This window comes from Acidovorax sp. CCYZU-2555 (genome assembly GCF_018413525.1).
Lineage (GTDB): Bacteria > Pseudomonadota > Gammaproteobacteria > Burkholderiales > Burkholderiaceae_C > Comamonas.
Window position 1 is genome coordinate 26,061 of record NZ_JAHCDD010000041.1, and the last position, 24,282, is coordinate 50,342.

Here is a 24,282-nt window from a genome sequence, read left to right on the forward strand (position 1 = left end):
CTGAGCCTGTCGAAGGGCCGGTTTTCAGCCCCCGCCGGCTTCCCATTCGCCCGGGTCTGCGGCCTGCGCCTGGCTCAGGGCCGCCGCATAGCGTGCGGGATTGCCGCCGAATTCGGCCGTGGCGCGGCGCGCCATCTCCAGCAAGGCCGTGACCGCGGCCTGCATTGCCGCGGCTTGCGCCAGGCGCGACAGCGGGCCCGAAATCGTCAGCGCGCCCTTGAGTTCGCCCTGGGCGCCGAAGACCGGCACCGACGCCGATGCGGTCTCGGGGTCGCGCTCGCCATAGGACGTGGCCCACAGGCGCGCGCGCACCGCGCTGTCGCCCTCTTCGCCTTCGCCAAATGCCAGCAGCACCTTGCCCGAGGCGCCGCGCTGCACGTCGAACTCCTCGCCGATGCGGATGGACACGCGCAGCGCGCGCGTGGGCTCCACGCGGCTGAGCACCAGCCGGTGCGCGCCGGCGCGCACATAGAACGAGGCGGTCTCGCCCAGCGTCTGGCTCAGCTGGGCGAGCAGCGGCTCGACGATGGAGTCGATGCGAAACGAGCGCTGGTAGTTGGCCGCCAGGCGCATGGGCGCGGGCCCGATGGCGTAGAGGCCGTCGTCGAGCTTGCGTATGAAGCCGCCATGCTCGAGCGCGCCCAGCAGGCGCAGCACCGTGCTTTTGTAGAGGCCGGTGCGTCGGGACAGCTCGGTCAGCGTGAGCCTTTCGTCGGTGGGGGCGAAAGCCGCGAGCAGCGCAAAGGCCCGGTCGAGGACGGCGACTCCGCTGGAGGCGTCGCTGGCGTCGTTGTTCATGGGAGTCATCGGACAGTCGAATAAGTGTTCCGCTGAGTAGAACACGAGTCGCGCCCGGCTTTTTCTACGGGTTAGTACCGTATCTGCGGCTTTGCAATGGCGTTAAAGTTCTCTTCAGTAGAACTATGTTCTGTCAGAAAGAACATCAAATCGCCAGCGATCCGCAACCCGGCCGGACCGCAGCGCTATTCAATACAACGACTGGAGACATCCATGCCCGCTTTTCCCCGTCTGCTCAGCGCCTGCGCGCTGCTGACTTTCTCTGCCGCCGCGCTCGCGCAGCCGGCCTATCCGAATCAGTCCATCAAGGTCGTCGTGCCGTTTCCGCCGGGCGGCGGCACCGACATCGTGACGCGCATGCTGCTGGAGAAGGTGCGCATTTCGACCGGCTGGACGTTGGTCGTCGAGAACAAGCCCGGCGCGGGCGGCAACATCGGGCTGGACGCGGTGGCCAAGGCCAATCCCGACGGCTATACGCTGGGCATGGCGCAGACGGCCAATCTGGCGATCAATCCCAGTCTCTACGCCAAGATGCCTTACGACGCCGCCAAGGCCTTCGTGCCCGTGGCCACGGTCGCCGGCCAGCCCGTGGTGCTGGTGGTCAACAGCGCGTCCAGCTTCAAGACGCTGGCCGATCTGGTGCAGGCCGCCAAGGCCAAGCCCGAAGCGCTGTCGATGGCGTCGGCGGGCAATGGCACGGTAGGCCATCTGACCGGTGAAATCTTCACGCGCCAGGCGGGCATCAAGACCAACCACATCCCGTACAAGGGCGCGGGCCCGGCGGCCAACGACCTGCTGGGCAACCAGGTCGACTACTACTTCGCGACGCCGCAGACCGTGGTGTCCTTCATCAAGGCCGGCAAGCTGCGCGCGCTGGCCGTGAGCTCGGCCAAGCGCCTGGTGGTGCTGCCCGATGTGCCCACCGTGGCCGAAAGCGGCTACAAGGACTTCAACACCAGCGACTGGAAAATGCTGGTCGCGCCCGCGGGCACGCCGCAGTCCGTGCTCACCCGGCTGCAGGCCGAAGTCAACAAGGCGCTGGCGCGCCCCGATACCATTGCCACTCTGCAGGCCGAAGGCAGCGCGCCGCTGGTGACCACGCCGCAGGAAGCGGCAAAGCTGCTGACCAGCGAGCAGGAGCGCTGGAGCAGCGTGGTGCGCAGCGGCGGTGTCAAACTCGACTGAAGCGCAGTCGAAACAAGGAAACTTTTCATGGCGATCCAACCCCTGCACGGCATTCGCGTGCTCGACCTCACCAACGTTCTGGCCGGGCCTTTCGCCTGCCATCAGCTCGCGCACATGGGCGCGGATGTCATCAAGGTCGAGGCCAGACAGGGGGGCGACCTGGCGCGCCAGCTCGGCGCCGACCAAGAGCTGAACCAGGGCCACATGGGCGTGTCGTTCCTGGCGCAGAACCCGGGCAAGCGCTCGATCACGTTGAACCTCAAGCACCCGCTGGGCAAGGAGGCGCTGCGCCGCCTGGTGCGCACCGCCGACGTGCTGGTCGAGAACTACCGCCCGGGCGTGATGCAGCGGCTCGAACTCGGCTATGAAGACCTGCTCAAGGAGAACCCCAAGCTCATCTATTGCGCAATCTCGGGCTTCGGCCAGGAAGGTCCGCTGCGCGATCTGCCGGCCTATGACCAGATCATCCAGGGCATGTCGGGAATGATGAGCATCACGGGCGCGCCCGAGAACGCGCCTTACCGCGTGGGCTATCCCGTGGCCGACACCATAGGCGGCATCACGGCGGCGTTCGCCGTGGCGTCGGCGCTGGCCGACCGCAATCGCACGGGCGGCGTGTTCATCGATGTGTCCATGCTCGAAGCCGCGATGGCGACCATGGGCTGGGCGGTGTCCAACCACCTGATCGCTGGGCGCGCGCCCCAGCCGCTGGGCAATGACAACGTGACCGCCAGCCCTTCGGGAACCTTTCGCACGGGCGACGGCCTGCTCAACATCGCGGCCAACAAGCAGGAGCAGTTCGCTGCCGTGTGCCAGGTGCTGGGCCATGAGGAATGGCTCACCGATGCGCGCTTTGCCGACCGCCATGGCCGGCTGCAGCACCGCGCCGAACTCAAGGCGCTGATCGAGGAAGCGCTGTCGGGCCAATCGGCCGACACCTGGTGGCAGCGCTTCAACGCCGTGGGCGTGCCCGCGGGCCCGGTCTACACCGTGCCGCAGGCGCTGGAGCACCCGCAGATCGCGGGGCGCGGCATGGTCGGCACCTTCAAGGATGTGCCCGGCGTGGGCCGCGACATCCGCGTGGTGCGCACCGGCTTCAAGCTCAACGGCGAGGCGCCGACGGTCGATTCCCCCCCGCCGCAATTGGGCGAACACACCGCATCCATCATGGCCGAGCTCGGCTACACGGACGCGGAAATCCAGAACTTGGTACAGGAGAAAGTGGTATGAGCACACAGGACCCGCGCGTGGGCGACTGGTGGCGCACTTCGATCATCGAGATGAGTCCGGGCAAGATCCGCTACAGCGGCTATGCGATCCAGGACCTGATCGGCAACGTGAGCTTCGCGCAGATGATCTGGCTGATGACGCGCGGCGAGCTGCCCAGCGTTGGCCAGGGCCGGCTGCTCGACGCGGCGCTGATGTCGGCCGTGGACCACGGGCCGCAGGCGCCCAGCATCGCCATTGCGCGCATGGCCGCGACCTGCGGCGTGGGCCTTAACAACGCCATGGCCTCGGCGGTCAACGTGCTGGGTGACGTGCATGGCGGCGCGGGCGAGCAGGCCGTCGAGATGTACCAGGACATCGCCGCGCGCCAGGACGCGGGCGCGGCGTTCGAAGACGCGGTGCGCGCCGGGCTGGACGCGGCCATCGATCGCCATGGCAAGTTCGTCTCGGGCTTTGGCCATCGCTTCCACCCCGTGGACCCGCGCGCGCCGCGCCTGCTGGAGTTGGTCGACGAAGCGGCTGCGCAAGGCATCGTGGGCGGGCGTTTCGCGACCATAGGCCGCGGCGTGGAAGCCGAGCTTGCGCAGCGCAAGAACGGCCGGCGCATTCCCATGAACATCGACGGGGCCACGGCCGTCATCTACGCGGAACTGGGTTTTCCGGCGCCGCTGGCGCGCGGGCTGTTTTGCCTGTCGCGCTCGGTGGGCATTCTGTCGCATGCCTGGGAGCAGACTGGCCAGGGCGGGCGCAACAAGGGGCCTATCCCGCGCGAATACCTCTGGACCTATGACGGCCCGGCGGCGCGCGAAGTGCCGCCGCGCGAGGACTGAAGCCGCGCGACCGCGCGAGACCTTGAACGCCGCGCGACCGCGCGGCTTCAACGCGCCTTGGACGGCGCAAGCAGCGTCGCGAGCTGGGCCTGCTGCATGAGTTCATCGAACCAGATGCGGTAGCCCGGGTCGCTGGGGTGCAGGCCGTCGGATGCATGCAGCAGATCGGGCTGCTGGGCGAACGGGTCCTGGGCCTTGTCCTTGTACAGGTTGACGTAGACCGCCTGGCGGCGCTGCGCGGTTTCGCGCACCAGGGCGTGCAGCGTGCGCGCACGCGCGCTCATGAGCCAGGTCGCGGGCGCGAAGAAGAACGGCGCATTGCCCACATTGCCGGCCGGCATCAGCAGCACATGGTCGCTGTGCGCGCGCGCGAGTTCGGTCACGCGGTCGATATCGGTGCGCATCGAGTATTCCGATCGCAGTCGTATCACATCGTTGCCGCCGGCTTGCACCAGCACGGCGTCATAGCGCCCGTTCACGGCTTCGAGCTGGCCGCGCACATCGGCGAGCAGCGCGCCGTCGGCCGCGCGGTTGTCGATCTGCAGCCGCGGAAACGCCTGCGCGAGCAGGCCCGCGAGGCTGTTTTCGGGCGAACTCGCGCCCGTTCCCACGCCCGTGCTGTCGCCAACGATCAGCAGGCGCTGGGCCGCATCGGTGGGCGTGCTTTGCAGCGGCTCGCTGCGGTCGACCAGTTCGCGCGTCTGGCCCAGGCGCCAGGCGGCGCAGCCCGAAGTGACGATCACGGTTCCCACCAGAACGGCGAGCAGGGCGGGGACCACGAGTTTGGAAGGTTTGCGCATGGTTTGCAGTCTATTCCCAGCGCGTTGAGGATGGATGTAGGCCTAGGTGCTGTGCAGCAGCTGCGCCAGCGCGGGCGCGAGCGCGGGGTGGCGCCACTCGAAGCCCGTGGCCTGGGTGCGCCGCGGCGACAGCCGCTGGCCGCCCAGCAGCAGCACCGACATCTCGCCCAGCGCCAGGCGCAGCGCCCAGGCCGGCGCGGGCAGTACCGCGGGGCGGTGCAGCGCGTGTGCCAGCGCCTGGGTGAAGTCGAGGTTGCGTACCGGTGCGGGCGCGCAGGCGTTGAAGATGCCGCTGCAGTCATCGCTGCGCAGCAGGTGGTCGATCAGCGCCACCTGGTCGTCGATATGGATCCAGGGCATCCATTGCCGGCCGCTGCCCAGCCGGCCGCCCAAACCCAGCCGGAACGGCGGCAGCAGCCGGCCCAGCACGCCGCCTTGCGGCGCGAACACCGGGGCGGTGCGCAGCAGCAGCACGCGCAGGCCCCATTGGCGCGCGTGCTCGGCTTCCTGCTCCCAGGCGGCGCACAGGCGGCTGCCGAAATCGGGCTGCGTTGCGGCGCTGTGTTCGTCGAGCGGCTGGTCGCCGCCGTCGCCATACCAGCCCGTGGCCGAGCCCGACAACAGCACGCGCGGCCGCACGGGCTGGCGGCCCAGCCATTCGACCAGTTCGCGCGTCAGATCGACGCGGCTGCGCCACAGCAGCTCGCGCCTGGCCTTGGTCCAGGGTCGGTCGGCAATCGGCGCGCCCGCGAGGTTGACCACGGCGTCCATGGGCGGCAGGCCTTCGAGCTGCTGCAGCTGCGCCACGCCGCGCGCGCCGCTGCACAGCGCCGCCACCTGCTGCGGCCTGCGGCTCCAGACAAACAGTTCATGGCCCTGGCGCTGCCAGTGTTCGCAAAGGGCCCGGCCTATCAGGCCCGTACCGCCGGTCAGCAGAATGCGCATGGGGAGTTTTCCTTGGAGAGTGGGTTGAAGGGCGCGGCCTCACCACGGCAGGCGCTGGCCGTCGTAGGCCCACAAGCCGCCGCTGTCTTCGGCCTGCAGGCCGTCGAGCACGGCCAGCAGATCGCGCGCCGCATGCTGCGCGGGCCGGCCGATCTGCGCGCCGCGAAACGGCGCGGACAAGGCGGAGTCCACGGTGCCCGGATGCAGCGCGGCGAGCACGGCCTGGGGATGGGTGCGCGCCAGCTCAATGGCCGCGGTCTTGAGCAGCATGTTCAGCGCGGCCTTGGCGGCGCGGTAGCTGTACCAGCCGCCCAGGCGGTTGTCGCCTATGCTGCCCACCTTGGCCGACAGCACCGCGCACAGACAGCGCTGGCCGCGCGCGAGCTGCGGCGTGAAATGCGCGAGCGCCAGTGCGGGGCCCATGGCGTTGATCGCAAAGCTCGCGGCAAGGTGTTCGGCACGCAGATCGGCAAGGCGCTTTTCGGGGCCTCCGGTAGTGCCTTGCAGCATGCCGGTGGCGATGACGATCAGCTGCCAGGGGCCCTGGGACTGCAATGCCTGCGCGGCCTCGGCGATGCTGTCGGGCGCGGAGAAATCGATGCGCGGCACGGTGTCGCGCGCGAGCGTACACACCACGGCGCAGCGCGGATCTGCGCGCAGCTGCTCGGCGATCGCGCCGCCTATGGCGCCCGAGGCACCTATCACCAGCGCGCGGTAGCCGTGGGGAAGGGATTGCATGGCGTGGGCTTCTCCGGCGTTCAAAGGGTTTCCAGGCGCTCACGCAGCTGCTGTGCCTGGTCACGCAATGCAGTCTGCTGGTATTGCGGCATCTTGCGCCATTGGCGGTACACCATGGCCAGACGGTGGTTGTCTTCCAGCGCCGGTGCATGGCGGGCGAAGAAGTCCCAGTACAGCGCGTTGAAGGGGCAGGCGCGCGCGCCGGTCTTCTGGCGGTAGTCGTAGGCACAGCCCTGGCAGTAATCGCCCATGCGCTGCAGGTAGGCACCGCTGCTGACATAGGGCTTGGTGGCGATGATGCCGCCATCGGCGCGCTGGCTCATGCCCAGCGTGTTGGGCAGTTCCACCCATTCGAAGGCATCGATGTAGACGCCCAGGTACCAGCGGTGCAGCGCCTGCGGGTCCAGCCCGGCCAGCAGCGCAAAGTTGCCTATCACCATCAACCGCTGGATATGGTGGGCATGGGCGGTCTGCAGCGATTGCGTGATGGCCAGGTGCAGGCAGCGCATGCGCGTCTGGCCGCTCCAGAACCAGGACGGCAGCGCCTGGTGGTGTTCCAGCGCGTTGCGGGTTTCGTAGCCGGGCATGTGCGCCCAGTAGATGCCGCGCACATATTCGCGCCAGCCCAGGATCTGGCGCACGAAACCTTCGACCGCGGCCAGCGGCGCCAGGCCCGCGCGCCAGGCGGCTTCAGCCCGCTGCAGCACTTCGAGCGGGTGCAGCATCTTCACATTCAGCGCAAATGACAGCAGGGAATGGAACAGTCGGGGGGCCTGGCTGGCCATCGCGTCCTCGTAGTCGCCGAAGTGGGGCAGGGCGGTGCCGAGGAAGGCGTCGAGGCAGGCCAGGGCTTCGGCGCGATTGAGCGGCCAGCGAAAGGCGAAAGCCTGGGGGCTGCCGAAGCTGGCCACGCCCGCGGCTTGCAGCATCTCCCACAAGGCGCTGTGGTCGTGCTGCGGGCGCCAGTCGGCGGGTTCGGGCGGCGTGCCGGGCCAGGGCTTGCGATTGTCGTGGTCGTAATTCCATTGCCCGCCTTCGGGCTCGCCGCGCGCGTCCAGCAGCAGTTGATGGCGGCGGCGCATGTGGCGGTAGAAATGCTCCATCAGCCATTGCGGGCGCCCGCGCATCAGTGTCGCCAGTTCATCGCGGGTGCTCAGGAAGTGCTCGCTGTCGACGGCCTCGCAGTTCAGGGCTTGGGACGGGCTTGCGGCCCAGGCCTGCAATTGGGCATCCAGGCGCCATTCGTCGGGCTGCTGCCATTGCACGTTACGGGCGCCATGGTGCGCTGCCAGCGCGGCCAGGTTGTCGGTAATCGACTGGCGGTTGCTGGCGTTGTCCAGTGCCACATAGCGCACGCGGTGGCCTGCGGCGCGCAACTGCCGCGCAAAATCGCGCATGGCCGCAAAGATCGCCAGGATCTTCTGCGCGTGGTGCAGCACATAGTCGGTTTCCTGGCGCACTTCCATCAGCACATAGACCACCTCTGGATCGACATGCTGCCACCAGCTGTGGCCGGGGTTGAGCTGGTCGCCCAGTACCAGGCGCAGCGTATGGGCCGGCGCGCCCATCCCGTCCCGTCGGCTATTGGGCATTCGGTTTGACGTCTTGGTGCTTCACCCAGATCAGCGCATCGGTGTCCACGCCCAAGGCCTTGGCGCGCGCCAGCAGCGCGGTCCGGGTATCGGTATCGAGCGTCTTGTCGCGCGCCAGAATCCAGGCATAGCCCAGGTCGGCACCGACCACCAGGGCCCAGCGGTAGTCGCTGTCCAGCGAGACCACATGGTAGCCGCCGTAGAACGGGCCGAAGAACGAAACCTTGAGCGAGCCGGTCGTGGGCGCGCCGGTGAACTTGGCCTTGCCTATGGCTTCGCTCCATTCGCCTTTTTCCGCCGAATAACCGCGGTTGAGCACCTGCACGCTGCCGTCGGTCTGGGGCGTATAGGTGGCGGACACATTGCTCAGGCCGCGCTCGAACGAATGGTCCAGCCGCGCGATCTCGTACCAGCGCCCCTGGTAGCGCTGCAGATCGAACGGGCTCACGGCTTCGACGCCGGGCGGTGGCTGGGTGCTGGTGCAGGCGCCCAGCAGCGCGGCGCCCGCCAGGCAGCCGGCCAGCAGCACACGCCGGGAGCGCGAAAGACAAATCGGTAGCGTGTGCATGGCAAGGTCCTTGTCGATGAGGGAGCAGGATACGCCAGCCGTGCGATCAAGCACAATCGACGCATGACCCATGAAGATGCGCTGAAGACGACCCGGCAGCTGCAGGCCTACTGGCTGCGCAGCTGTCGGTCGGCGCCGCCAGAAAGTTGCGTCCAGGTGCGCGCGGTACGGGACGCATGAGTGAATGCTAGCGCTGCGTCACACCGAGCGCACATTGCATTTTCCCGTACAGTGCAAGGCGCTGCCCGGCCTGCGGTTCAGGCCGGGATTTTCCTTCTATTGGAGATACCGATGATTGTCGAAGTGGTGGATTTCAAGATCGATCCCGCAAAGCACCAAGCCTTTGGCCCGGTGCTGAAGAACGCCGTGGCCAACGTGCTGTCTAAAGCCAAGGGCTACGGCGGCCACAGCGTGCTGGCCTGCATCGAGACCCCGGGCCGTTATGTGCTGACCGTGCATTGGGCGACGCTCGAAGACCACACGGTGGGCTTTCGCGAGTCGCCGGCCTTCACCGAATGGCGCACCCTCATCGGTCCGTTCTTCGCGCAGCCGCCGCATGTGGAGCATTTCACCGTCATCGACAGCCGCGCGCCGGACTGAGGCCGGCGCTCAGCGCAGCGTCTGCTTGCCCGGCTGCGGCGCATAGGCCAGATCGGCGACGATCTCGCCGCCCAGCAGGTGCGCAGCGATGATGCGGTCCACGCCGGCTGCATCGACGCCGCCGTACCAGGTGCCTTCGGGAAACACCTGCACCACGGGCCCCAGGTTGCAAGGCCCGAGGCAGCTGGTGCGCGCGCTCATCATGCCCGCGCCCGCATTGCGCAGGTCCAGCCGCTTTTGTTCGTTGCGCAGATGGCCCCAGACCTGGGCCGCGCCCGCATGGTTGCAAGGCCCGCCCTGGCACACCAGCACGCGGCGCAGCTGCGGCGGAATCGCCGAGCCCGCGGGCAGGGCGGCCGCGGGCGCATCGACCGTGGCCGGCGTCTGCTGCAGCAGGCCTTGCACCAGCGCATCGATGGCCAGGCTGTCCTCAGGTGGAGTGCTCAGGTGCACCGCGGGCAGCGCGCCTTGGGCGCCGCGCCGCCAGCGCTGTACCGCGCCCGTGATCCAGGTGCGAAAGCCCGGCTCCATGGGCAGCAGCAAGGGCACGATGGTGATGTCGTCGGCCTTTTGCGCCGTCAGCAGATCCAGCGCTTCGCGCAGGCTGGGACTGCCTTGTTCGTTGAACGCATGCACGACCGTGCTGAAGCGCTCTCCCAGCGCGGCCTGGGTGCGCTGGGCGAGCTGCGCCATTTCGCGTTCGGACGCGCCCGTGATCGAGGCCTTGGCCAGCAGGATGGCGGCGTGTCGTGGAGTGGTGGTGTTCATGCGGCCTCGTTTTCGCGGGTCGGGGCGGAAATCGGAATGACATAGGGCAGACCGCCATCGTGGCCTATGCGTGCGCTGACGCCAAACAGCGCTTCGACGTTGTCGGGAGTGAGCGCCTGCTGCGGCGTTCCTGCAGCCAGCACGGCGCCGGCGCGCAGCATCAGCAGCCGGTCGCAAAAGCGCGCGGCCAGCGCGAGATCATGGATGGCGATCACCGCGCCCACGCCGCGCTGGCGCGACAGTTCGTGCACGGTCTGCAGCGTCGCGAGCTGGTGGCGCAGGTCCAGGTCGCTGGTGGGTTCATCGAGCAGCAGCAGCCGGCCCTGCTGGGCCAGCGCGCGCGCCATCAGCACGCGCTGGCGTTCGCCGCCGCTCAGATCGCTGAAATGGCGCAGTGCCAGCGGCTGCAGCGCCAGGCGCTCTATCGCGGCCAGCGCGATCGCCTGGTCCTGCTGCGCCGTGCCGCGGCCGCGGTGGGGCAGCCGGCCCAGCAGCACCATGTCGATCACGCGCAGCGACATGCTGGGGCCCGTGTGCTGGGGCACATAGGCGATGGCGCGCGCCATTTCCTGGCGCGCGTAGCCGGCCAGCGAGCGGCCTTCGAGCAGCAGATGGCCGCCGCTCAACGGCCGCAGGCCCGCGAGGCACTTGAGCAGCGAACTCTTGCCCGAGCCGTTGGGCCCGACCAGGCCCAGCACTTCGCCCGGCGCGAGCGTGAAATCGACGCCGCGCAGCACTTCGGTCGATGCGCGCCCGCCATAGCGGCTGCGCAATGCCGTGGCCTGCAGGAGAAGGGCTGGGCTCATGACGACATCTCGTTGCGCCGCGTGAGCAGCAGGTGCAGGAACAAGGGCACCCCCAGGAAGGCGACGACGATGCCCACGGGCACCATCACCGGCGCGAACAGCAGCCGTCCGGCCATGTCGGCGAGCAGTACCAGCAGCGCGCCGACCACGGCCGCGAACGGCAGCAGCGCGCGGTGGTCGCCGCCTATCAGCAGGCGCGCGATATGCGGCGCGACCAGGCCCACGAAGCCGATCACGCCCGTGAAGCTCACGATGGCCGCGCTGCTGAGCACGGCGGCCAGCGTGATCGCGATGCGCGCGCGCGCCACGGCCACGCCCAGCGACGCCGCCACATCGTCGCCGCCCGCGCTGAACGCATTGAGCGCGCCCGCATGCGCCAACATCACGGGCGTGCAGACCAGGCACACGGCGCCGGCCACGGCCACCTCATGCCAGGTGCGGCCGTTGAGCGAGCCGAAGGTCCAGTGCACGATGGCCGCGAGCTGCTGCTCGCTGGCGAAGAACTGCAGCGTCGCGGTGAGCGCGCCGAACAGATAGGTGAAGGCCACGCCGGCCAGCACCAGCACCATGGCGTTGACGCCGCGCAGCGAGGCCAGCGCGAGCACGGCGGCAGCGCAGACCATGGCCGCGGCAAACGCCAGGCCCACGGTCCACCACACGCCCATACCCGGAAGATGGTTCCAGCCGAGCAAAATGGCGATAGACGCGCCAAACGCCGCGGCCGGCGAAATGCCCAGCGTGTAGGGGCTCACCAGCGGGTTGCGCGTGATGCCCTGCATGGCGACGCCGGCCATGGCCAGGCCCGCGCCGCAGACCAGGGCCATGGCGGTGCGTGGCAGGCGCAGCTGCAGCAGCACATTGCGCTGCGGGCCGTCGATGGCCCAGGCGTCGAGGCCGGGCAGCAGCGACAGCAGCTGTTGCGCTACCGTGGCCATGGACTGCGACTGCACGCCCAGGCTCAGCGAGGCCAGCACCGCCAGCGTCAGTGAGCCTATCGCCAGCAGCGCCACGCGCCAGCGGCTGGCGCGCAGCCGGCGCAGGGCCTGCGGCAGTTCGGCCGCGTTCATGCACGCTCCTTGAGGCTGTCCAGCGACTGCCAGTAGCCGCGCTGCGCGGGCACGCCCTGGAATTCCTGCAGCCACTGGCCCATCACGGCCTGCGGGTCGATTCCCGCCATGCGTTCGGGGTGCAGCCACTGCGCGATCTGCAGCGCACCCGTGATCTTGGAGCAGCCCGAGGCGAGGTAATAGCTCAGATGAAAGATCTGCGCGTCGCGCAGCGCGGGCGTGCCCTGCAGGCCGGGCCGCGCTGCGAGCCGGCCCAGCACGTCGGCCGAGAACGCGCGCGGGTGCGGCAGGTACTGTCCGGGCTGCAGCTTGATCACGGCTTCGGGGCGGCGCGCCTGCACCTCTTCGGGGTCGACTTCGAAGTTCTGCACATTGCCGCGCGGCGAGACGCCGCCGGGCAGCTGGATGTCGCCGAACACATTGCGCCCGCCGCCGGCCTCGATCATGTCGTGCCAGCCCGAGCCCTGCAGCGCGGTCTTGTACAGGCCCACTTCCTCGAAATACACACGCTTCGGTACCACGCCCTGCAGCCGGCTGCGCAAGGTATCGTGCCAGTGGCGATAGAACGCGTTGAGCCGCGCGGCGCGCTGCTGCTGGGCGAACAGCCGGCCCAGCAGCGTGACATTCCACTCGTGCTTGAGCAGGTCCCAGCCGGTCACCACGATCACGGGAATGCCGAAGCCCTGCAGCACCTGCGCGGCCTTCTTCCAGTCGCTGTTGCGCGGCATGAAGACCGCGTCGGCCTGCATGCCCACAATGGCTTCGTAATTGACGCTCGATTGGCCGCTGCCCGCACGCATGGCCGGCGTCACGCCGGGCCAGTAGTCGGGGTACTGCCTGCCGTCGAAGTCCACGCCGACCACGGCCGGCATCGCGCCTATCGCGCGAATGAACTCGGTCGTGTAGCGGTTGAACACCACCACGCGCTTGAGCGGCAGCGTGACGGCCACGCTGCGGCCCAGATCGTCGGTGATCTGCGTGGCCGCGCGTGCCGTGCCGAAACCGGCAAGACCGGCCGCGCCCGCCAAGCCGCGCAGCAGCGCCTGGCGCCGGCCCTCAGAACGCATACACACCGGTCAGCCACAGCGTGCGCGGCCGGCCCAGGATCCACTGCACTTCCGAGCCCTGCGTGGCATAGCTCTTGTCGAACACATTGTCCAGGCGCAGGTCCAATGTCATGCCCTTGGTCGCGCGCCAGTTGATGCCCGCGTTGACCACGGTGTACGAGGGCAGCGAGGCGGTATTGGTGTTGTTCACGTAACGCTGGCCCACGTATTGCAGCGCAGTGCGCGCGCTCCAGTCGGGCGCGAAGTTCCAGAACGCGGCGAGGTTCGCGCTGCGCTTGGGCACGGTCATGGGCACATTGCCCGCGAGCTGGCGCGCGGCGCCGCCGACCTGGGCCGAGAAGTCGTCGAACTTGGGGTCCAGCAGCGTGCCGTTGATCTCCAGGCGCCAGGCGCCCAGGCGCGTCGACGCCGAGGCCTCGATGCCGCGCGACGACTGCTGGCCCACCTGCTCCTGGAGGGTGGGATTCGCGAGATTGGCGGTCAGCAGGTCTTTCTTGACCAGGTGATAGGCCGCGAGCGTCCAGTCGAAGCGTCCGCCCCAGAGGCTTTGCTTCAAGCCCACTTCGACCTGCCGGCCCGCGGACAGGCCGAAGCCGTGCTGGTTGGCGCCAATGCTGGCCAGCGAAGTCACCGGGTCCTGGGCCGTGGCGACCTGGCCGTAGAGCGCCACGTCGGGCACGGGATTGAAGACCACGCCCAGGCTGGCGCTCGTTCCGCTGACCTTGCCGTTGGTGATCTTGTTCGACTGGCGGTCTTCGCGTTCGGTGCTGTAGCGGTCGTGGCGCAGGCCCGCGACCACGGACCAGCGCTCGCTGAGCGTCAGGTGGTTCTCGAAGAACACGCCCGTGCGTTCCAGATCGAGGTAATACATGGGAATCGATTCGCCCTGCCAGGCATCGCGGTAGCGGCCCGGCACGGGATTGAACGCATCGACCGTGGAGCTGCCGCCGCGGTTGTTGTCGAAGCGGTCGTAGTAGCTGCGCTCGAGCTGGAAGCCCGCGAGAAACTGGTTCTTCATGCCGCCGAGCCGGCCCTGGAACTTGGCATAGGTGTTGATGCCTTCCTGGGTCTGGCGCGAGTACGAGATGTCGCGGTAGCTGGTGCGGCGCACGGCCGAGGTGGCGGGCAGATAGGTGAACACGGTCACGTCGCGGTAGCGGCGGTTGTGCTCCAGGCTGTAGAGCGTGTTGTGCACGCTCACATCGGCCGAAGGCTGCCACTGCGTGTCCAGCGTGACCCAGCGGTCCTGGAAGTACAGGTCGCTGTCGGCGATGTTGTAGTTCTTGGTTTCCGTGCCGGCCACGGGCGCGCCGTTGAACACCGGCGTGCCCAGGTAGTGCATGGGCTTTTGCCGGCCGTAGTCGGCCGCGAGAATGAAGTTCAGCTGGGGCGACACGTCGTAGCGCAGCGAAGCCGAGGCGGCCAGCGTTTCCGACTCGCCGCGGTCCACCCAGTTGTCCGAGCTGCGGTGGCTCAGGTCCACGCGGTAGGAAAAGCCATGGCCCAGCGGCCCGGTGCTGCTCAGCGCGCGGTGCCAGGAGTTGTCGCCGCCGACGCCCAGGCCGACTTCATGCGAGGACTCGGTGGGGTTGGGCCGCTTGCTGACCACGTTGACCGCGCCGCCGATCGAGCCCGCGCCATACAGCACCGAGGCCGGGCCATAGAGCGCCTCGATGCGCTCCACGTTCCAGGGATCGAAAGGAAAGCTCACCACGCCGCCCGCATTCGACAGTTCCAGCCCGTTGTAGAGCTGCTTGACCGAATTGACGCCCGTGAAGCCGCGCGCGCTGAGCACATTGCCGCCATTGCCCGGGCTGTTGGCCGAGCTCATGCCCGGGGCCAGCGTCTTGGCGTCGATCACCGAGGTCGTGCCCAGCGCGCGGATCAGCTCGCCGGTGACGATGGCCAGGCTGGCCGGGGTTTCGAACGGCGTGAGTTCGAGCCGGCTGCCGGCCGTCGATTTCTGCACCAGCGGCGTGGCGACGCCGCGTTCCTCGGTGACGGTGATTGCTTCGAGGGCTGGCACGCCTTGGGCGTGCGCGGAAACGCAGGGATAGGCGGCCGCAAGGGCGAACGGGAGCGCAGCAAGGCGCACACGAAGAACGGGCTTCATGGAAATAGGCAATCGAAAAATGCAGCCCTGGCCGGCATCCCCGCCGGCGTCTGGGCGTTACGACAGCGCCGCCCGTTTGCGCGGCAGCGCTGTCACTTTGTTGGCCGGTATCCGGGCTGGCGGCACTGCATCCATCGCCTTCCCAGACGCTTGTTCAAGGCGTCCAGTGGCTATGTGGAGGGATGCTGAAAGCGCCGGGGCGCTTTCGTCCGTTTGACCGTTGCGGGGGCAGCGCAGGCCAGACCGGTGGGCGCGCCAGCGCTGGATCTCAGCGGCTGGGGGCTTGTGGGTCCTCCTGCTTCCCGTTGAACTGCGGCATGTGAACCACGCCGCGAGCACCAACGAACGGGATTCTAAGGGCAAGCGCCGAGCTCACGCCATCACGCCCAGTCGGCAAACGGCGTCGGCCAGGTCGTCCAGACTTGCGCGCCGCAGGCCATCTCTTCATCGGTCAGCAGGCAATGGTCCAGGCGCGCGCGCAGCGCGGCTTCGTCCATGTCGATGCCGATCAGCACCAGTTCCTGGCGCGCGTCGCCCGTGCGCTGGTCCCATTTGTCGCGTATCAGCGCCACGGCCTGTGCATCCTCGGGCCAGTCCGTTTCGGGAACGGCCGCCCACCAGGTGCCCGCCGGGCCATGGCGCGCGACGGCGCCGGCCTGGGACCACGAACCCGCGAGTGACGGATGGCTCGCGAGCCAGAAAAAGCCCTTGGAGCGCACCACGCCCGGCCATTCGCTTTCGACCAGCGCATGGAAACGCTGCGGGTGGAACGGCCGGCGTGCCCGGTAGACAAAGCTGCCAATGCCGTACTCCTCGGTCTCGGGAATATGCGTTCCGCGCAGCTGCTGCAGCCAGCCCGGCGCGCGCGACGCGGCCTCGAAGTCGAACAGACCGGTGTCCAGCACGCGCTCCAGCGCCACCTTGCCGAACTCGGCCAGCTCGATGCGCGCGCGCGGGTTGAGGCTTTGCAAAATGGCAAGCAGGCGCGCGCGCTCTTCGGCGCTCACCAGATCGAGCTTGTTGAGCACCAGCACGTCGCAGAACTCGATCTGCTCGATCAGCAGATCGACCACCGTGCGCTGGTCTTCCTCGCCCATCGACTCGCCGCGCGAGCGCAGGCTGTCGCGCGAGCTGTAGTCGCGCAGGAAGTTGCAGGCATCGACCACGGTCACCATGGTGTCCAGCCTTGCGACTTCGCCCAGGCTGCGGCCGTCCTCGCCTTCGAAGGTGAAGGTCTCGGCCACGGGCAGGGGCTCGGAAATGCCCGTGGACTCGATCACCAGCTGATCGAAGCGGCCGTCGCGCGCGAGCCGGTCCACCTCGATCAACAGGTCCTCGCGCAAGGTGCAGCAGATGCAGCCGTTGCTCATTTCGACCAGCTTCTCGTCGGTGCGCGACAGCTCGGCGCCGCCGGCGCGCACCAGCGCGGCGTCGATGTTGACCTCGCTCATGTCGTTGACGATCACCGCCACGCGCCGGCCTTCGCGGTTGTTAAGGATGTGATTGAGCAGCGTGGTCTTGCCCGCACCGAGAAAGCCGGAGAGCACGGTGACGGGGAGTTTCTTGGGGAGCAGGGTGGGGGTGGGCATTGTGGTGTTCTTGAAAAAATGGGCTTCGAAAAGCCTGTGGACTGGTCGATGAATTTTTGCTTTAGTACGTTATAACATAACAAATTATTTGAATTTTCAAGCAGCGGCAGCTTGCTGTCGGGTATCCGCGCTTGCGCCAATTCGGATCCTTGGGGCAAAGGCTCAATGGGTGGTCTGTTTATTCCTTTGACGGAATATATCGCCGTGGCTATACTGGCGCCATGACATGGGATGTCGAGTACACCGATGAGTTCGGCCTATGGTGGGCGGGCTTGTCTGAAGAAGAGCAGGAGTCGCTGGACGCTTCGGTGCGGCTTCTGGAGGCGCGTGGTCCCCAGCTGGGGTTTCCGCACAGCAGTGGTATCAACGGTTCCCGACACGGTCACATGCGTGAGTTGCGCACGCAGCATGAGGGCCGACCGTTGCGCACCTTGTATGCGTTCGACCCGCGGCGAGCGGCCATCTTGCTGATAGGCGGAGACAAGACGGGGCACGACCGGTGGTACGACGTCCACGTTCCCATCGCTGACCGACTCTACGATGAACACCTGGAGCAGCTTCGAAAGGAAGGGCTGATCGATGGCTAATAAATTTTCAAAACTGCGCCAGCAAATGTCGCCCGAGTCGCAAGCCCGCGCCGATGCCAAGGCGCAGGCCATTCTTGCCGAAATGCCGCTCAACGAACTGCGTCAGGCGCGCGGCCTGTCGCAGAAAATGCTCGCAGATGTACTCAACGTACAGCAACCCGCCATCGCCAAGATGGAGAAGCGCACGGACATGTATCTTTCCACGCTGCGCAGCCATATCGAGGCAATGGGCGGACAACTGGAGATCGTGGCCCGCTTTCCAGACGGCGCGGTAAGAATCAATAACTTTGCCGAGCTGGGAGGCAAGGAAACAGCGCCGCTCGACACTTGAGAGTGGCAAGGGGTGAGGTCAGGGCGGCGACATCTGTTATGGAAAATACGCGCGCGCCTGGTCCCATGCCGCCTGGCTGCGCGCCACCAGCAGGCCCGGCTTCTGCTCGCCCGGTCGATAGGCGCTGCCATCAAGCCGGGCCACCACGCCGCCGGCTTCGCGCACGAACAGCGCTCCCGGCGCATGGTCCCAGGGCAGAACGCGCCAGTACAGCGCGAATTCGCTGTCGGCCAGCACCACCTGCGGATAGTCGTCGCCCGCGCAATTGCTGCCGGCCTGGAATGCCTGGCCGGGCGCGGTGCGCGCCAGGTGCTGCTTAAAGTCTTCGGGCAGGAAACGCGTCTTGACTATGCCTTGTCCTCGCAGCGGGCGAGTTTCGTCAGCGAACACACGCTGGCCATCGCGCCAGGCCCCGCCGCCCTTGATTGCGCAGTGCATGACACCGCTCAGCGGCTCCAGCATCCAGCTCGCCTGCGTCTCGCCGTTTTCCAGCAGCGCGAGCATCACCGAAATGGGGCCGGTTCCCGCGATGAAATTGCCCGTGCCGTCGACGGGATCGAGCAGCCACACAAGCCCCTCGTCTATGCGCTCCATCAGTTCGGGCGTTGCCGCGCACTGCTCCTCGCCGACGACGGTCGAGCCGGGCAGCAGCGCCTGCAAGGCGATGGTGAGTTGCGCCTCGACTTCCTGGTCGACCACCGTGACCCATTCGCCGGGCGATTTTTGCTGCGCGTCGCCGGCCTGGAGCTGGCGCCAGCGCGGCAGTATCAATTCCTTGGCCGCACGGCGCAGCAGCGGGGGGACCTGTTGCAGGGGAAGCTCTTTCATGGCGGTGATCAATCAAGGCAGATATGTGCGGCGGATGGTACAGCCGTACAGATTAAGAGTGGCTAGCACGACCCAGCAAATCGAAGATTTGCGGTTGCTGCGAGGCGCGGCCGGCGAGGCGCGGCCGGCGAGGCGCGGCGCGGCGCCGCAGGCCGTGCGAGTAGCACGACAAGGCGACGCAACGACGTAGCAAGGGTTGTGTTAGCCGTCCTAATGGCGTATCGCCGGAAGGACTGTTCTCACTTCCCCTCGGCTCCAGTCCGACAGATGCGCAGTCGAGCTTCACGCCATCGATGACTGAGGCGGAATGAAGTCCGGATAGACGAAAACTCACATGTTGGCGCATAATCAACAAAATATTGTTGAAAACAAGCGAGAAAAATGATTCACACACTTCGCTTCTCGAATTTCTTCTCTTTTGCAGATGAAACCGAAGTATCTTTCGTGCTCGATGCGCGTTCAAAAGGCGAAGAGAGTGGTTTTTCATCTGTTGCCACCGAGCATCAACTGAGCAAACTGCTGGCCGTCGTCGGTCCGAACGGTGCAGGCAAGACCAACATCATCAAGGCGCTGGATTTCGTGTGCGGGTTTGTCACCAGTTCCTTTTTCATGGCGCCCGATCAAAGTCTGGCGGTGAGACCACACGCGCTGGACAGCAGTGATGCCAGCCATTTCGAGTTGGAGTTCGAGGCCTACGGCAAGCTGTACCGCTATGCATTGGCTTTGAACAGGGAACGCGTTCTAGCCGAATCCCTGCGGCTGAAGACCAGTCGCGCTTTCAGCACCCTTTTCAGCCGGACTTGGAATGAAGCCAGCGGCACCGAATCCATTCAGCAGCGCGGTTTCGGCTTACCGCAGAAGCAGGCAGAAAAAGTCAAGCCGCTGACATCGTTGATCTCTCTGGCCGAACAGTTTGGCGTGGAAGCCGCACATGCCGTCGTAGACGTGCTCAGTCGTCGGCACAGCAATGTGGCCGCCATTGGCCGTAAGGGTTTTCAAGGCGCTCCGGATGTGCTTGGCGCCGCAAAATTTTTTGCTGAAAGCGAGACATATAGGACCTCCATGGCAAGATTGCTGAACCAATGGGATTTCGGTTTGAAGGATGTGCGCCTAGAAACCATGCAAACCATGAGCGATGGCAAGGAAGAGGAAGTGCTCGTGCCTTTTGGCGTTCACAGCGATGGCCAAAGCGAGATGAGATTGCCCATGTTTTTCGAATCCAGTGGCACGCAGGCGGCATTCGTAATGCTTGCCGACCTGCTACCCATCCTGGCGGAAGGCGGCACAGTGATGTTCGACGAATTGGAATCCGACTTGCATCCGTTGATGCTCGAGCCCATTCTCAATCTATTCATCAGCGCCAAGACCAACCCGCACAATGCGCAATTGATCTTCACCAGTCATTCCGTGGAGATACTCAATCTTCTCAAGAAGGGCCAGATCATGCTGGTGGAAAAGAATGAGCGTTGCCGCAGTGAGGCCTGGCGCCTGTCGGATATGGAGGGCGTGCGGGCCGACGACAACTTCTACGCCAAGTACATGGCTGGGGCCTATGGCGCGGTGCCTATGCTGTGAGGTTTGTGTATGGCGAAACGACCGCTGCGCAAGACCAACCGCACCGTCCTTATTGTCGTGGAAGGCGAGTGTGAGGAGGCTTTTGTCGCCCATCTCAAGAATCTCTACTACCGGCGTGGCATGCAATTGTCGGTCAGCATCCGCAATGCGCATGGGCATGGCCCACAAGGCGTGATCGACAAGCTCAAGTCGGTTGCCAAGACAGCCGATTTCGATCATCGTGTTGCCGTGCTGGACGCCGATATTCCGCTCACGGTGGCCGAACTCACTTGGCTGCGCAGGGAAAAGGTCGAGACTATCGTTTCCAACCCCGCCATCGAAGCGACCTTGCTTGCCATTCTTGGCAGACGCCCGCCAGCAGCCACCCCCCGATGCAAAACTGATCTGCTTCGGCACGCGCCAGGAGATCAGACAGATGCGCATTACCATCAGCAGCACTTTCCGTTCGAGATTCTGGAGCGCGCGCGCGAAAGGGTTGCAGTTCTAGCCGCGTTGATCGCCGCGGTCAGCGTGCAGCAAGCTTGAATCTTTTATGGGTGGCATCGCTGAATCTGCGCGAGAGCCTTGCGGTCTCAGACCGCCGCCTCGACCCCCAGCACCGCGGCCACGCGCGACGCCATGTCGGCCTTGACATAGATGCCCGTGGTGGAAATGTCGGCATGGCCCAGCAGCTGCTGCACCACGGCCAGGTCCTTGCCGCTGGAGCGCAGCGACTGGTGGGCAAAAGTGTGGCGCAGCCAGTGGGCCGAGGCCTTGAGAAAGTCGGTGTCGCCCGCGCCCGGCTGCTGCTGCACCTGGCGAAAGAAGTTCTTCAGCACGCCGTGCAGGCGCGCGGCCGACAGCGCGCCCGTGGCGTTGGTTTCGCGGCGCGCGTTCGAGGCCAGGTCGCCCAGCGTGCCCGCATTGCCCTGGGCCAGGCGCTCGTCGAGCACGCCCAAGAGCGGGCAGTCCTTTTTTTCCATGTCGGCGTAGCTCGCGAGCGCGCCCGATTCGATCAGCGCGAGCCGGTCCTGGTAGTGGACTTCAAGTGCCTGCAGCGTTTCGGGCTTGAGCGGCACCATGCGCTCGCGGTTGCCCTTGCCCGCGAAGCGCAGCGCCCAGATGTCGGACTCCATGTTGTCCAGGCGCACGCGCTCGATATGGCCCCAGGTCATGTTGACGGCTTCGGCGCGGCGCAGGCCCGCGGTCTGCAGCAGCAGGATGGCGGCGCGCAGCCGGCGTTTGACGGCGCCATCGGTCATGTCCTGCAAGGTGGCGCGAATCGCCTGCAGCGCCTCGTTGGAGAACGAGCGCATCACGTCCATCTGCATGTCCTTGCGCTTGCTGCCGCGCACGCTGGCCACGGCATTGGCGTCGAGGTAGCCGCTCGCATGCCAGTCGCGGTACATGGTGGCGATGGCGCTCATGGTCTGCTGGATGCTCAGATCGGCCAGCGGCCCGCGCAGCGGGCGCCAGTCTTCGGAGCCCTTGGTCACGGGCGCTTTCTGGCACCAGTGCGCGGGCGGCGCGCGCAGGAAGGCCTTGAACGCGATGAAATCTTCTGTCGCCAGCGACGACAGCATGGTGCGGCGCTCGACCAGCGCCCATAGCACCAGCCGCTCGACCGCGCGCCGGTAGCTGTCCTGCGTCGCCGCCGATTTCTCCGACAGCGTCGCGAACCAGGCCTGCACGGCTTCGCGGTCGGTATGCGCCTTGAGGGTGTTGGGCCGGTGCGAACGAAAAAGCCCTTCGTCGCCCAGCAATTCCAGCGGCCAGGCGAGGGCGTCGAGCGGCACCACGCCGAAGATCTCGGGCGCTGCGCTGCCCAGGCGCGCGGGCAGCAGCGTGGCCTGGGCCGCGGGCGCGAACTCGGCGTAGATCATCTCCTGCGCGATGCGGTGGTGGATCTGCACGCCGATCGCCTGCTGGTGGTCGCTGAGCCACAGCAGCAGGCGCTGGGCGCGCGTGCGGCCCACGCCGGGCAGCTGCGCATGCCAGCGCCGGCCCTGCAGGTTGATCCAGCCTATGGCGTCGCGCAGCGACAGCACGCCGTGCACGCGCAGCTTGGCGGCGATCGCGGCATCGAGCCACAGCGCCGTGGGGTCGTTGGGCTGGGGGTGCTGGGCCACATGGGCCTGGACCCAATGGATGGCTTCGAGCTTTTCGCGCAGGATCTCGGCGGCCGTGGGGCCGGCGCGCTGGCCTTGCTCGCCAAAGCGGTCGTCGAGCTGCTCGCGGTACAGCGCGATCAGCTCCTTTTCGCTGAACATGTCTTCGGCAAAGCCTTCGGCGAATTCTTCGAGCGTGGGCAGTTCGGGCGTGGGCTGGGGCTGGGCCAGCAGTTGCGCCAGGACGCGCGTGCCCTGGGCGCGATCGGGAAAATTCTGCAGCGCCAGATGGATGCGCCGCTCCAGCAGGTCGCGGTAGGCCGCTGCCGCGCGCCTGTCCATGCTGCCCAGATGCAGCAGATAGCGATTGGCGGCGAGCTTTTCATCGACGCCCTGGATCACGGCGCGCATGAACGAGGTTTCGCTGGCCGAAATGCGCGAGCCCGCGCTGGCGATCGCCGCCTTGGAGCCCGGCGGGCGGCCGCGCCGGCGCGTGGGGCGCGCGGGCTCGCCCTGGGGCGCGGGGTCTTCTTCGATGTCCACGACCTGGAGGCGGTCTATGGGCGGGTCTGCAAAGGGGCCGTCGGGCAGGGGCATGCTGAATTTTTTACGGGATTCGATGCACGCATCATATATTTCCCGCGCTCCCTTAAACCGCTGCGCGCGCATAAACATATGCGAAAAACAAGCCACGCAATTTTGCGTATCGATATCAAATTCGGGACAAGCTTCCCATTTTTTGAAGCGGTACAGGGCGCAAGACACATGACCGGCAAGACACGCAGAGATTTCCTCAAACTCGGATACTTTCATTTCACCGACGGCTTTCACTCGGCGGGCTGGCGTCTGCCCCAGGCCGTGAGCCACGCGAACATCTTCGAAGCCCATCGCCAGGCGGCGGCCGTCGCCCAGGCCGCGGGCTTCGATGTCTTCTTTCTCGGCGATTCGCTGGACACTTCGCTGGGCGAAAGCGGCTCGCGCCTGCGCCGGCTCGATCCCGTGGCCCTGCTGTCGGCGGTCGCGGCGACGACCCAGGGCTTGGGCCTGGTCGCGACCATGTCGACCACCTACAGCGCCCCGTACATCGTCGCGCGCCAGATCGGCTCGCTGGACCAGATCAGCAATGGCCGCGCGGGCTGGAACGTGGTGACTTCGTATTCGGCCGGCGTCTCCGAGAACTTCAACCACCACGCGCTGCCGCCGCACGACCAGCGCTACGCGCTGGCCGAAGAGTTTGTCGACGTGGTGCGCGGCCTGTGGGACAGCTTCGACGACGGCGCTTTCATCCGCGACAAGGCCAGCGGGCAGTTCGTCGACCCGCAGCGCGTGCATGCCTTGAACCACCAGGGAACGCATTACCAGGTGCGCGGCCCGATTCCCGTGCCGCGCAGCCCGCAGGGCCAGCCGGTGCTGGTGCAGGCGGGCTCGTCGGCCGCGGGCATGCAGCTGGGCGCGCGCGTGGGCGAGCTGATCTTCACGCGCCAGTCAACACTTGAAGGCGCGGTCGCGTTTCGCCGCGGCTTCCACGGCACGCTCGCCGACTTCGGCCGCGCGCCCGCCGACGTGATCGTCATGCCCGGCGTGCTTGCCGTGATCGGCGCCACCGAATCCCAGGCGCGCGCGCTGGTGCGGCAGATGGACGAAGGCATCGATCTGGAACATGGGCTGTTCGTGCTGGGCAACCAGCTGGGGCTTGATCTGTCCCATCTGCGCTTTGACGACGAACTTCCCGAACTCGTCGCCGCCGCCAACGGCCAGCGCAGCGTCGAGGCCATCCTGGCGCGCCTGCGCACGCGCGGCCGACTCACGGTGGCCGACGCGGCGCGCTACTTCGGCGGCATGCGCGGCCATATCGAACTGGTCGGCGACGCCGAACAGGTGGCCCAGGGCCTGATCGATCTGTTCGACGCGGGCGCGGGCGACGGCTTCAACATCATTCCCCCGTTCATGCCCGGCGGTCTCGGCGATTTCGCCGAACAGGTGGTGCCCATCCTGCGCCGGCGCGGCTATCTGCCCCAGGGGTATGCGGGGGAGACGCTGCGGGAGAATCTGGGATTGGGGGTGCCGAGGTCGCGTTTTAGCCGCTAAAAAATGCGGGGTGGAGCGGACTTTCATCCCTCATGCCTGGAGCGCAGGCCGTTCACCCTTCGACGCGGCCGGCGAGGTAGGCTCAGGGCGAAC

General features: G+C 66.8%; 23 protein-coding genes and 1 riboswitch. Of the genes, 9 read left to right on the top strand and 14 right to left on the bottom strand.

Annotated elements, in window-relative coordinates; translation table 11 throughout:
- Positions 1–24 precede the first annotated feature (24 nt).
- Complete coding sequence (locus tag KHY18_RS15240; RefSeq protein ID WP_249729150.1) at positions 25–798, bottom strand: IclR family transcriptional regulator; 774 nt, start codon at positions 796–798, stop codon at positions 25–27.
- Between the two features lie 213 nt (positions 799–1,011).
- Between KHY18_RS15240 and KHY18_RS15245 the strand changes: the two genes are divergently transcribed.
- From KHY18_RS15245 to KHY18_RS15255, 3 genes are read left to right on the top strand one after another with little or no spacing between them, the layout of a single operon-like run.
- Entirely contained in the window at positions 1,012–1,983 is a 972-nt protein-coding gene (locus KHY18_RS15245) for a Bug family tripartite tricarboxylate transporter substrate binding protein (protein WP_213301483.1), read from the top strand.
- 27 nt (positions 1,984–2,010) lie between these two features.
- The gene (locus KHY18_RS15250; RefSeq protein ID WP_213301486.1) at positions 2,011–3,213 is read left to right on the top strand and encodes a CaiB/BaiF CoA transferase family protein; all 1,203 of its coding nucleotides are present in this window, start codon (positions 2,011–2,013) and stop codon (positions 3,211–3,213) included.
- Positions 3,210–4,040 carry a citryl-CoA lyase gene (locus KHY18_RS15255; protein ID WP_213301489.1) on the top strand — a complete coding sequence of 277 codons (831 nt, stop codon included), beginning with the start codon at positions 3,210–3,212 and terminating at the stop codon, positions 4,038–4,040. Before KHY18_RS15250 ends, KHY18_RS15255 begins: the two co-directional genes overlap by 4 nt.
- A 47-nt stretch (positions 4,041–4,087) precedes the next feature.
- Here KHY18_RS15255 and KHY18_RS15260 read toward each other — a convergent pair whose 3' ends face one another.
- The 5 genes from KHY18_RS15260 to KHY18_RS15280 are packed head-to-tail and all read right to left on the bottom strand — an operon-like array spanning position 4,088 to position 8,683.
- Positions 4,088–4,840, bottom strand: coding sequence for a GDSL-type esterase/lipase family protein (locus KHY18_RS15260; protein WP_213301492.1), 753 nt, complete (start codon positions 4,838–4,840; stop codon positions 4,088–4,090).
- Between the two features lie 42 nt (positions 4,841–4,882).
- Positions 4,883–5,785, bottom strand: coding sequence for a TIGR01777 family oxidoreductase (locus tag KHY18_RS15265; protein ID WP_213301495.1), 903 nt, complete (start codon positions 5,783–5,785; stop codon positions 4,883–4,885).
- A gap of 39 nt (positions 5,786–5,824) precedes the next feature.
- Entirely contained in the window at positions 5,825–6,523 is a 699-nt protein-coding gene (locus tag KHY18_RS15270) for an SDR family NAD(P)-dependent oxidoreductase (RefSeq protein ID WP_213301498.1), read from the bottom strand.
- Positions 6,524–6,543: 20 nt separating this feature from the next.
- Positions 6,544–8,091 (bottom strand): cryptochrome/photolyase family protein, encoded by a 1,548-nt coding sequence (locus tag KHY18_RS15275; RefSeq protein WP_213301557.1) that lies wholly within the window; start codon positions 8,089–8,091, stop codon positions 6,544–6,546.
- Between the two features lie 13 nt (positions 8,092–8,104).
- Positions 8,105–8,683, bottom strand: coding sequence for a lipocalin family protein (locus KHY18_RS15280; RefSeq protein WP_213301501.1), 579 nt, complete (start codon positions 8,681–8,683; stop codon positions 8,105–8,107).
- A 291-nt stretch (positions 8,684–8,974) separates the two neighbouring features.
- On the opposite strand from KHY18_RS15280, the gene KHY18_RS15285 reads away from it, so the two are divergent.
- Positions 8,975–9,283 (top strand): antibiotic biosynthesis monooxygenase family protein, encoded by a 309-nt coding sequence (locus KHY18_RS15285; protein WP_213301504.1) that lies wholly within the window; start codon positions 8,975–8,977, stop codon positions 9,281–9,283.
- Positions 9,284–9,292: 9 nt separating this feature from the next.
- On the opposite strand, the gene KHY18_RS15290 is transcribed toward KHY18_RS15285, so the two are convergent.
- The 6 genes from KHY18_RS15290 to zigA form a co-directional block, all read right to left on the bottom strand.
- A complete protein-coding gene (locus KHY18_RS15290) occupies positions 9,293–10,051 on the bottom strand; it encodes a (2Fe-2S) ferredoxin domain-containing protein (RefSeq protein ID WP_213301507.1) in 759 nt (252 codons plus the stop codon).
- Complete coding sequence (locus tag KHY18_RS15295) at positions 10,048–10,857, bottom strand: ABC transporter ATP-binding protein (RefSeq protein WP_213301510.1); 810 nt, start codon at positions 10,855–10,857, stop codon at positions 10,048–10,050. Before KHY18_RS15295 ends, KHY18_RS15290 begins: the two co-directional genes overlap by 4 nt.
- Entirely contained in the window at positions 10,854–11,924 is a 1,071-nt protein-coding gene (locus KHY18_RS15300; protein WP_213301513.1) for a FecCD family ABC transporter permease, read from the bottom strand. The genes KHY18_RS15295 and KHY18_RS15300 overlap by 4 nt, the downstream gene beginning before the upstream one ends.
- Positions 11,921–12,991: an ABC transporter substrate-binding protein gene (locus KHY18_RS15305; RefSeq protein ID WP_213301516.1), complete on the bottom strand. Its 1,071-nt coding sequence runs from the start codon at positions 12,989–12,991 to the stop codon at positions 11,921–11,923. Before KHY18_RS15305 ends, KHY18_RS15300 begins: the two co-directional genes overlap by 4 nt.
- Positions 12,981–15,104 (bottom strand): TonB-dependent receptor, encoded by a 2,124-nt coding sequence (locus KHY18_RS15310; RefSeq protein ID WP_213301519.1) that lies wholly within the window; start codon positions 15,102–15,104, stop codon positions 12,981–12,983. The genes KHY18_RS15305 and KHY18_RS15310 overlap by 11 nt, the downstream gene beginning before the upstream one ends.
- Positions 15,105–15,189: 85 nt before the next feature.
- Positions 15,190–15,462, bottom strand: a riboswitch (cobalamin riboswitch).
- A 22-nt stretch (positions 15,463–15,484) separates the two neighbouring features.
- Positions 15,485–16,693, bottom strand: a complete 1,209-nt coding sequence (gene zigA / locus KHY18_RS15315) for a zinc metallochaperone GTPase ZigA (protein WP_213301522.1) — start codon at positions 16,691–16,693, stop codon at positions 15,485–15,487.
- Between the two features lie 221 nt (positions 16,694–16,914).
- Here zigA and KHY18_RS15320 point away from each other — a divergent pair, with 221 nt between their 5' ends.
- Both KHY18_RS15320 and KHY18_RS15325 read left to right on the top strand, forming a co-directional pair.
- Positions 16,915–17,280 (top strand): type II toxin-antitoxin system RelE/ParE family toxin, encoded by a 366-nt coding sequence (locus tag KHY18_RS15320; protein WP_213301525.1) that lies wholly within the window; start codon positions 16,915–16,917, stop codon positions 17,278–17,280.
- Positions 17,273–17,611, top strand: a complete 339-nt coding sequence (locus KHY18_RS15325) for an XRE family transcriptional regulator (protein WP_213301529.1) — start codon at positions 17,273–17,275, stop codon at positions 17,609–17,611. The genes KHY18_RS15320 and KHY18_RS15325 overlap by 8 nt, the downstream gene beginning before the upstream one ends.
- A 36-nt stretch (positions 17,612–17,647) precedes the next feature.
- Here the strand turns inward: KHY18_RS15325 and KHY18_RS15330 are convergent, their stop codons facing one another.
- Positions 17,648–18,439 carry an inositol monophosphatase family protein gene (locus KHY18_RS15330; protein WP_213301532.1) on the bottom strand — a complete coding sequence of 264 codons (792 nt, stop codon included), beginning with the start codon at positions 18,437–18,439 and terminating at the stop codon, positions 17,648–17,650.
- Between the two features lie 381 nt (positions 18,440–18,820).
- Here KHY18_RS15330 and KHY18_RS15335 point away from each other — a divergent pair, with 381 nt between their 5' ends.
- Positions 18,821–20,014, top strand: coding sequence for an AAA family ATPase (locus tag KHY18_RS15335; protein WP_213301535.1), 1,194 nt, complete (start codon positions 18,821–18,823; stop codon positions 20,012–20,014).
- Between the two features lie 9 nt (positions 20,015–20,023).
- A complete protein-coding gene (locus tag KHY18_RS15340) occupies positions 20,024–20,539 on the top strand; it encodes a hypothetical protein (RefSeq protein ID WP_213301538.1) in 516 nt (171 codons plus the stop codon).
- Positions 20,540–20,586: 47 nt separating this feature from the next.
- Here KHY18_RS15340 and KHY18_RS27265 read toward each other — a convergent pair whose 3' ends face one another.
- Positions 20,587–22,698 (bottom strand): tyrosine-type recombinase/integrase, encoded by a 2,112-nt coding sequence (locus KHY18_RS27265; protein ID WP_213301541.1) that lies wholly within the window; start codon positions 22,696–22,698, stop codon positions 20,587–20,589.
- 168 nt (positions 22,699–22,866) lie between these two features.
- Between KHY18_RS27265 and KHY18_RS15350 the strand changes: the two genes are divergently transcribed.
- On the top strand, positions 22,867–24,189 hold the full coding sequence (locus KHY18_RS15350; RefSeq protein ID WP_213301544.1) for an NtaA/DmoA family FMN-dependent monooxygenase: 1,323 nt from the start codon (positions 22,867–22,869) through the stop codon (positions 24,187–24,189).
- Positions 24,190–24,282: the final 93 nt, after the last annotated feature.

Bases quoted from the DNA above. Each gene is read 5' to 3' on its own strand.
- KHY18_RS15240 (WP_249729150.1), bottom strand. From the start codon at position 798: ATGAACAACGACGCCAGCGACGCCTCCAGCGGAGTCGCCGTCCTCGAC.
- KHY18_RS15245 (WP_213301483.1), top strand. From the start codon at position 1,012: ATGCCCGCTTTTCCCCGTCTGCTCAGCGCCTGCGCGCTGCTGACTTTC.
- KHY18_RS15250 (WP_213301486.1), top strand. From the start codon at position 2,011: ATGGCGATCCAACCCCTGCACGGCATTCGCGTGCTCGACCTCACCAAC.
- KHY18_RS15255 (WP_213301489.1), top strand. From the start codon at position 3,210: ATGAGCACACAGGACCCGCGCGTGGGCGACTGGTGGCGCACTTCGATC.
- KHY18_RS15260 (WP_213301492.1), bottom strand. From the start codon at position 4,840: ATGCGCAAACCTTCCAAACTCGTGGTCCCCGCCCTGCTCGCCGTTCTG.
- KHY18_RS15265 (WP_213301495.1), bottom strand. From the start codon at position 5,785: ATGCGCATTCTGCTGACCGGCGGTACGGGCCTGATAGGCCGGGCCCTT.
- KHY18_RS15270 (WP_213301498.1), bottom strand. From the start codon at position 6,523: ATGCAATCCCTTCCCCACGGCTACCGCGCGCTGGTGATAGGTGCCTCG.
- KHY18_RS15275 (WP_213301557.1), bottom strand. From the start codon at position 8,091: ATGGGCGCGCCGGCCCATACGCTGCGCCTGGTACTGGGCGACCAGCTC.
- KHY18_RS15280 (WP_213301501.1), bottom strand. From the start codon at position 8,683: ATGCACACGCTACCGATTTGTCTTTCGCGCTCCCGGCGTGTGCTGCTG.
- KHY18_RS15285 (WP_213301504.1), top strand. From the start codon at position 8,975: ATGATTGTCGAAGTGGTGGATTTCAAGATCGATCCCGCAAAGCACCAA.
- KHY18_RS15290 (WP_213301507.1), bottom strand. From the start codon at position 10,051: ATGAACACCACCACTCCACGACACGCCGCCATCCTGCTGGCCAAGGCC.
- KHY18_RS15295 (WP_213301510.1), bottom strand. From the start codon at position 10,857: ATGAGCCCAGCCCTTCTCCTGCAGGCCACGGCATTGCGCAGCCGCTAT.
- KHY18_RS15300 (WP_213301513.1), bottom strand. From the start codon at position 11,924: ATGAACGCGGCCGAACTGCCGCAGGCCCTGCGCCGGCTGCGCGCCAGC.
- KHY18_RS15305 (WP_213301516.1), bottom strand. From the start codon at position 12,991: ATGCGTTCTGAGGGCCGGCGCCAGGCGCTGCTGCGCGGCTTGGCGGGC.
- KHY18_RS15310 (WP_213301519.1), bottom strand. From the start codon at position 15,104: ATGAAGCCCGTTCTTCGTGTGCGCCTTGCTGCGCTCCCGTTCGCCCTT.
- zigA (WP_213301522.1), bottom strand. From the start codon at position 16,693: ATGCCCACCCCCACCCTGCTCCCCAAGAAACTCCCCGTCACCGTGCTC.
- KHY18_RS15320 (WP_213301525.1), top strand. From the start codon at position 16,915: ATGACATGGGATGTCGAGTACACCGATGAGTTCGGCCTATGGTGGGCG.
- KHY18_RS15325 (WP_213301529.1), top strand. From the start codon at position 17,273: ATGGCTAATAAATTTTCAAAACTGCGCCAGCAAATGTCGCCCGAGTCG.
- KHY18_RS15330 (WP_213301532.1), bottom strand. From the start codon at position 18,439: ATGAAAGAGCTTCCCCTGCAACAGGTCCCCCCGCTGCTGCGCCGTGCG.
- KHY18_RS15335 (WP_213301535.1), top strand. From the start codon at position 18,821: ATGATTCACACACTTCGCTTCTCGAATTTCTTCTCTTTTGCAGATGAA.
- KHY18_RS15340 (WP_213301538.1), top strand. From the start codon at position 20,024: ATGGCGAAACGACCGCTGCGCAAGACCAACCGCACCGTCCTTATTGTC.
- KHY18_RS27265 (WP_213301541.1), bottom strand. From the start codon at position 22,698: ATGCCCCTGCCCGACGGCCCCTTTGCAGACCCGCCCATAGACCGCCTC.
- KHY18_RS15350 (WP_213301544.1), top strand. From the start codon at position 22,867: ATGACCGGCAAGACACGCAGAGATTTCCTCAAACTCGGATACTTTCAT.